The sequence below is a fragment of the Enterococcus sp. H57 genome (genome assembly GCF_003112495.1).
GTDB classification, from domain to species: Bacteria; Bacillota; Bacilli; order Lactobacillales; family Enterococcaceae; genus Enterococcus_B; species Enterococcus_B faecium.
Genome location: NZ_BEHC01000057.1, coordinates 1 through 8,453, shown reverse-complemented (window position 1 = coordinate 8,453; position 8,453 = coordinate 1). Strand labels below are relative to the sequence as shown.

Sequence of the window (8,453 nt, the reverse complement as noted above, 5' to 3'; positions counted from 1 at the left end):
CAAGAAAATCATTGAATTACAGAACACCAATCGAAATATTTTTGAGCTATGTACAAGAAGCATTTTATTCTAGCTTAATTTGACAAATCATACATTCAAAAAATGATCTATCTTTATTTTTATTGATTGACTTCTCTGGGAAGATGATCGTTCCGATACCTTAATGGGATACGAACCGATGTTGTAAGATCCTTTCCCACTTTTCTTCTAGTTAGACAAATTATTTTAGACAAACAAAAAAAGAGGTTGTGACAATAATTTGTCACAACCTCTTTTGTAAAATATCTATTTTGTTTGATTGTTCATTGCGTCTTCTGCAGCCATTTGTGCTTCAATATCTGAAATACTGTAGACATTTTCGCTTGCTACACCGACTTCTTTTGGTTCCATGTCACGGTAACGTTGCATACCAGTACCAGCTGGGATGATCTTACCGATAATAACATTTTCTTTCAAACCAAGAAGAGGATCTTTCTTACCGCGGATCGCAGCATCCGTCAAGACACGAGTTGTTTCTTGGAATGATGCAGCAGATAAGAAACTATTTGTTTCTAATGATGCTTTTGTGATACCTAGCAAGACAGGTCGAGAAGTTGCAGGAACGCCTCCTGAGACTAGCGTATTGTAATTTTGATCTTTAAAGTCTGCGATGTCTAATAATGTACCTGGTAAGATATCTGTATCACCTGGATCCATTACACGAACTTTACGCAGCATTTGACGAACCATTACTTCGATATGCTTGTCGCCGATTTCTACCCCTTGCATACGGTAAACACGTTGTACTTCACGAAGCAAGTAGTTTTCAACAGATAATACATCGCGAACTTGCAACAATTGTTTTGGATCGATTGATCCTTCTGTCAATGGCGCACCACGGTGGATCATATCGCCTTCTGCTACTTTCATACGTGCTGTATAAGGAACAGTATACGTACGTGTATCTGTTTTTCCTTTGATTGTTACTTCTTTGGTACGTGTTGCAGGATCTTCTGAGATATCGATGACATCCCCTGTTACTTCTGTGATCACTGCTTGCCCTTTCGGATTACGTGCTTCAAAGATTTCTTGGACACGAGGAAGACCTTGAGTGATATCGTCTCCGGCAACCCCACCCGTATGGAATGTACGCATCGTCAACTGAGTACCAGGTTCACCGATTGATTGAGCGGCGATCGTACCAACTGCTTCTCCGACTTCAACGTCAGAGCCAGTTGCAAGGTTGCGTCCGTAACAATGTTTGCAGACACCATGTTTTGTATTACATGTGAAGACAGAACGGATTGTCACTGTTTCGACACCTGCATCAACGATTTGTTTTGCGATGTCTTCGGAAATCAATTGGTTTCCTGCAATGATCAATTCATTTGTTTCAGGATGACGTACTTCTTTACGAGTGTAACGTCCCACTAAACGATCTTCTAATGATTCGATGATTTCATTTCCTTCACGGATTGCTTGGATTTCAAGACCTCGGTCAGTACCGCAATCTTCTTCACGGATGATTACATCTTGGGCCACGTCAACCAGACGACGAGTCAAGTAACCTGAATCGGCAGTCTTCAAGGCTGTATCGGTCATCCCTTTACGAGCCCCGTGAGTTGAGATAAACATTTCCAAGACGGATAGTCCTTCACGGAAGTTCGAAATGATTGGCAATTCCATGATTCGACCATTAGGAGCGGCCATCAAACCACGCATTCCGGCAAGCTGTGTAAAGTTGGAAATGTTCCCACGAGCTCCAGAATCAGACATCATGAAGATTGGGTTTTTCGCTTCCAAACCTTCCATCAGTTTTTGTTGGATGCTGTCTTTTGCAGCGTTCCAAACAGCAATGACACGTTCATAACGTTCGTCATCTGTAATCAGACCACGACGGAATTGTTTTGTAATAGTTTCAACTTGTTTATGGGCATTTTCAATGATTTCTTGTTTTTCATTCAGTACACTGATGTCAGCGATCCCTACTGTGATACCGGCATGTGTTGAATGTTTATACCCTAAGTCTTTCATACGGTCAAGCATCTTAGAAGTTTCTGTTACTTTGAATCGTTTGAAGACTTCTGCGATGATGTTCCCTAAGTTTTTCTTCTTGAACGGTAATACTAATTCTTGCTCTTTGATATGTGCAGGAATATCCGTACCAGCTTCAACAAAGTATTTGTCCGGTGTTTGGACGGTCAAGTTGAAGTCTGTTGGTTCATTCAGATAAGGGAATTCAGGAGGCATGATCTCGTTGAAGATGATCTTACCAACTGTTGTGATCATCGTACGTTCTTTTTGCCATTCAGTAAATGGTTTTTCACCTAATGAGTTAGGGTTCACACCGATACGTGAATGTAAATGAACGTATCCGTTGCGCCATGCGATAACAGCTTCGTTTTGATCTCTGAAGACCATTCCTTCGCCTTCGCGTCCTTCTTCTTCCATTGTCAAGTAGTAGTTACCTAGAACCATATCTTGAGAAGGAGTAACAACTGGTTTACCATCTTTAGGGTTCAAGATGTTTTGAGCAGCTAACATCAACATACGTGCTTCTGCTTGTGCTTCTTCATTCAATGGCACGTGGACAGCCATTTGGTCTCCATCGAAATCGGCATTATAAGCTTCACATACAAGTGGATGCAAACGGATTGCGCGTCCTTGTACTAAAACTGGTTCGAATGCTTGGATACCAAGTCGGTGAAGCGTAGGTGCCCGGTTCAGCAATACTGGGTGTTCCTTGATTACGTCTTCTAAGACATCCCATACTTCGTCTTCTTGACGTTCGATTTTACGTTTCGCATTTTTGATGTTTGAAGCTAGTTCGCGTTGAACAAGCTCACGCATCACGAATGGTTTGAATAATTCGATAGCCATTTCTTTTGGAAGTCCACATTGGTACATCTTCAAGAAAGGTCCAACAACGATAACGGAACGACCGGAGTAGTCGACACGTTTACCTAGCAAGTTTTGACGGAAACGACCTTGTTTCCCTTTCAACATATGAGAAAGAGATTTCAATGGGCGGTTACCTGGTCCAGTAACTGGACGTCCGCGACGACCGTTATCGATCAATGCATCTACTGCTTCTTGCAGCATACGTTTTTCATTTTGAACGATGATTCCAGGTGCATTCAAGTCTAACAAACGTTTCAAACGGTTATTACGGTTGATTACACGACGGTAAAGATCATTCAAGTCACTTGTTGCAAAACGTCCACCTTCTAATTGAACCATTGGGCGTAAATCTGGTGGAATAACAGGGATAACGTCCATAACCATCCAGCTTGGTTGATTTCCTGAAGCGCGGAATGCTTCTAAAATATCCAAACGGCGGATTGCACGTGTACGTTTTTGTCCTTGTGCAGATTTCAATTCTTCTTTCAATTCGGCTGCTTCTGCATCTAGATCAACATTATCAAGTAATTGTTTGATCGCTTCTGCACCCATAGCAGCTTGGAATTCTTGTCCATATTGTTCACGTTTTTCGCGATATTCGCGTTCTGTCAACAATTGTTTTTTCTCTAAATTCGTATTTCCTGGTTCGATGACTACATATGAAGCAAAATAAATGATTTCTTCCAAAGCGCGTGGGCTCATGTCTAATACAAGACCCATACGTGAAGGAATCCCTTTAAAGTACCAGATATGTGAAACAGGAGCTGCTAATTCAATATGTCCCATGCGTTCACGGCGAACTTTCGAACGAGTAACTTCCACTCCGCATCGATCACAAACGATTCCTTTATAACGGATACGTTTGTATTTTCCGCAGGCACATTCCCAGTCTTTTGTAGGACCAAAAATCCGCTCACAGAACAACCCTTCGCGTTCAGGTTTTAAGGTACGATAGTTAATCGTCTCAGGTTTTTTTACTTCACCGTAAGACCAGCTTCTGATTTTTTCGGGAGAAGCCAAACCTATTTGCATACTTTCGAATTTATTTACATCGATCAAAAGGGGTTCCCTCCATTTCATTTAATGGCAAACCGCAAGACGGCTGATCTTCGACCGCCTTGCAGCTCATAGACCGGATTAGTCTAAATTATCTTCTGCGGTTTCAAAGTTTTGGATGACATCGTCTTTTTCATCTTCCACTTGTTCAGCAGCTTTCTTTTCTAATTCTTTGGCAGTTTGCTGTTCGGCAAATTTTGTCAAAGCATCAACAGTGATCAAATCGTCGTCTTCATCGTCCATGTCGCGAAGTTCGATCTCTGTTTCTTCGATATCCAAGACACGCATGTCCAGACCTAGTGATTGCAATTCTTTCACCAATACGCGGAATGATTCCGGTACACCTGGTTTTGGAATTGGTTCACCCTTGACGATTGCTTCGTATGTTTTCACACGTCCGACTACGTCATCTGATTTGTATGTCAAGATTTCTTGTAAAGTATAAGCCGCACCGTAAGCTTCCAGTGCCCATACTTCCATTTCACCAAAACGTTGTCCACCAAATTGAGCTTTACCTCCCAATGGTTGTTGTGTAACCAATGAGTAAGGTCCGATTGAACGTGCATGCAATTTGTCATCGACCATGTGAGCAAGTTTGATCATGTACATCACACCGACAGACACACGTCCATCAAATGGTTCACCTGTACGTCCGTCGTACAGAACAGTTTTCGCATCGCTGGCCATACCGGCTTCACGAACTGTTTCCCATACGTCTTCATCACTTGCACCATCAAATACTGGCGTTGCTACGTGGATACCTAACTGACGTGCAGCCATACCCAAGTGTAATTCCAATACTTGCCCGATGTTCATACGTGAAGGCACCCCTAAAGGATTCAGCATGATATCGATTGGTGTTCCATCAGGTAGGAATGGCATATCTTCTTCCGGCATAATACGGGATACAACCCCTTTATTTCCGTGACGACCGGCCATTTTATCCCCTTCATGGATTTTACGTTTTTGAACGATATAAACACGAACTAACATGTTTACGCCTGGTGACAATTCATCTCCAGCTTCACGAGTAAAGATTTTCACATCGTGAACGATCCCGCCGCCGCCATGTGGTACACGTAATGATGTATCGCGGACTTCACGAGCTTTTTCGCCAAAGATCGCATGCAATAGACGTTCTTCTGCAGATAATTCTGTTACCCCTTTTGGCGTGACTTTCCCTACAAGCAAATCGCCATCTTGGACTTCTGCACCAATACGGATGATGCCCATTTCGTCTAAATCTTTTAATGCGTCTTCCCCGACATTAGGGATTTCGCGTGTGATTTCTTCAGGTCCTAATTTTGTATCGCGGGCTTCTGATTCATATTCTTCAATATGGATAGAAGTGTATACGTCATCTTTTACCAAACGACGGCTCATGATGATCGCATCTTCATAGTTGTACCCTTCCCAAGTCATGAAACCAACTAAAACGTTTTGGCCTAGAGCCATTTCGCCTTGTTCCATAGATGGTCCGTCTGCCAGAGTATCCCCTTTTTCGACTTTCTCACCCAAATGAACGATTGGACGTTGGTTGTAGCTTGTTCCGGAGTTTGAACGACGGAATTTTGTTACATCGTATTTATCTAATGCACCGTTGTCGCGGCGTACACGGATTTCAGAAGCATCAACGTATTCAACGACACCGTCATGTTTACATAACAAAGCAGCTCCTGAGTCATGCGCTGATTTGTATTCCATACCAGTACCAACCCATGGTGCTTGAGGATTGATCAACGGCACTGCTTGACGTTGCATGTTGGCACCCATCAAGGCACGGTTGGAGTCATCGTTTTCCAAGAAAGGAATACATGCTGTCGCAACGGCAACTACTTGTTTAGGTGATACGTCCATGTAGTCTACTTTATCAATAGACACTTCTAAGTTTTCACTTTGAGCACGAGCCATAACAACGTCTTGAGCAAATGTTCCATCTTCATTCAATGGGCTGTTTGCTTGGGCTACGATGTAATGGTCTTCGATATCAGCTGTCAAGTAGTCGATTTGGTCAGTAACACGACCTGTTTCACGGTCTACACGACGATAAGGTGTTTCGATAAATCCGAATTTATTTACTTTCGCATAACTGGACAAACTATTGATCAACCCGATGTTTGGGCCTTCAGGAGTTTCGATCGGACACATACGGCCATAGTGGGAGTAGTGAACGTCACGAACTTCATAACCGGCACGGTCACGAGTCAATCCGCCAGGTCCTAAGGCTGAAAGACGACGTTTGTGTGTCAATTCGCCAAGAGGATTTGTTTGGTCCATGAACTGAGACAACTGAGAAGAACCAAAGAATTCTTTGATACTTGCCACAACTGGACGGATATTTATCAATTGTTGAGGTGTCAATGTTTCAGTATCTTGGATCGACATTCTTTCACGAACCACACGTTCCATACGTGCTAGACCGATACGGAATTGGTTTTGTAAAAGTTCACCGACTGAACGGATACGACGGTTTCCTAAGTGGTCGATATCATCGACATTGCCGATACCTTCCATCAAGTTCAAGAAATAGCTCATTGAAGCAATGATGTCGGCTGGACGAACCGTTTTTACAGCTGCTTCTGGATAGCCGTTTCCGATCACGTTTACTTCACGTTCAGGGTCTCTTGGTGAAAATACTTTGATGACTTGGACAGTCATTGGATCTGTGACCACACCGTCTTCTGATGGATAGTAAGTCACTGAATTTAGGCCATTATCAATGAAAGGAGCTAGTGTTTCCATGACTTGGTGAGTCAGAACTGTTCCTTTTTCAACGATGATCTCGCCTGTTTCTGGATCAACTAATGTTTCAGCTAATGTCAGATTCAATAGACGTGTTTTCAAATCTAATTTTTTGTTTACTTTGTAACGACCAACGTTTGCTAAGTCGTAACGTTTTGGATCGAAGAAACGAGCATTCAGCAAGTTACGTGAGCTGTCTGCTGTTTTTGGTTCGCCTGGACGCAAACGTTCGTAAACGTCTTTCAAACCTTCTTCTGTTCTTGAGTCGCTTGCGTTTTTATGCAAGTCTTTTTCGACTGTATTGCGTAATGTTTCGCTGTCGCCGAAGATTTCAAAGATCGTATCATCGGAACCAAATCCTAACGCACGAACTAATACGGTTAAAGGAATCTTACGTGTACGGTCGATACGTACATAAGAGATGTCTTTTGCATCAGTTTCCATTTCTAGCCAAGCTCCACGGTTAGGGATAACAGTAGAACCGAATCCTTCTTTTCCGTTTTTGTCGACTTTTCCATGGAAATAGACACCTGGTGAACGGACTAACTGAGAAACGATTACTCGCTCTGCCCCGTTGATGATGAATGTTCCTTGTTCTGTCATTAATGGGAAATCACCGAAGAATACTTCTTGTGCTTTGATTTCGCCAGTCTCGCGGTTTGTCAAACGCAATGTTACATGTAATGGTGCAGAGTAGTTTGCATCATGCGCACGAGCTTCTGCTACTGTATACTTTGGTTCTTTCAATTCATAATCTACAAATTCCAAAGATAGATTGCCATTGAAGTCATCGATTGGCAAAATGTCTTCAAACATTTCTCTAAGTCCCTCATCTAAGAACCATTGGTAAGAGTCTGTTTGAATTTCGATCAAATTTGGTAATTCCAACACTTCACTGATTCTTGCGAAACTTCTACGTTCGCGATGTTTTCCGTATTTTACTACGTGTCCAGCCAAGCTCTTCACCCCTCTAAAATGTCATTCAAAAAGACTACCCGATCAATTGTTACAATAATATTTCAAATATTATTTTTAGGTAACAACAGACATTTTTTGCGGCTTTTAGGCAAAAAAAAACCAAAAATAGAACATTCTCTTGAAACCTTACTTCGTGAGCTTCTACTTTTGTTTCCTTATATTAAAGCCGAAACGGACAATATTTCGTTTCTGCCTTTTCTTCATCAGATAGTTTTTGCAACTTCATATACTACACTTATTTTCTATAAAAGTCAACACTTCCTGGCGTTTCTTCTGCTTTTTCGCAATATTTTCTTAATGTTTTCAATTTTATGTTTTCAATTATCTGACAATTCTTAATTGACAGACCTTTTTATCTCGGTTATACTTTAGAAAATTCATTTTGTGGAGGAACTTCTATGCGAACCAACATCAACCAAATCGCACCAACACAACTGAATAACTTTTACTTTAGCTACTTTAGATAGGTTTGTATTCATCATCATAGATACAAACGTTAAACGACAGTTTGTATCTATGATGGCTAAAGAACTTTGTATTGCAGCAAAAAGCCACGTAGACAAAATGCTAAGTGGCTGAGCAGTGAAAATACAAAGTAAAAGTATCAAGCATTCTACTTTTTCAATTTATTTTCCGACTTTTCAATCCATTTGGACATTTTGTCTGAATGGATTTTTTGTTTCCCAAAATTAAGGAGGAAAAAGAAACGCCGATTGTAAAATTAAGCTAGACAACTAAAAAAGTCATTTGTGCTACACTCAAAATAGTTCCGACCAAAGAATTATAAGGAGTGAGTA

General features: G+C 41.5%; 2 protein-coding genes. Both read right to left on the bottom strand.

What is annotated here, in order from left to right:
• Nucleotides 1-285: 285 nt before the first annotated feature.
• Nucleotides 286-3,939 carry a DNA-directed RNA polymerase subunit beta' gene (rpoC, locus tag DIZ30_RS11235; RefSeq protein WP_002295965.1) on the bottom strand — a complete coding sequence of 1,218 codons (3,654 nt, stop codon included), beginning with the start codon at nt 3,937-3,939 and terminating at the stop codon, nt 286-288.
• Between the two features lie 78 nt (nt 3,940-4,017).
• Nucleotides 4,018-7,635 (bottom strand): DNA-directed RNA polymerase subunit beta, encoded by a 3,618-nt coding sequence (rpoB, locus tag DIZ30_RS11230; RefSeq protein WP_002295964.1) that lies wholly within the window; start codon nt 7,633-7,635, stop codon nt 4,018-4,020.
• Nucleotides 7,636-8,453 lie beyond the last annotated feature (818 nt).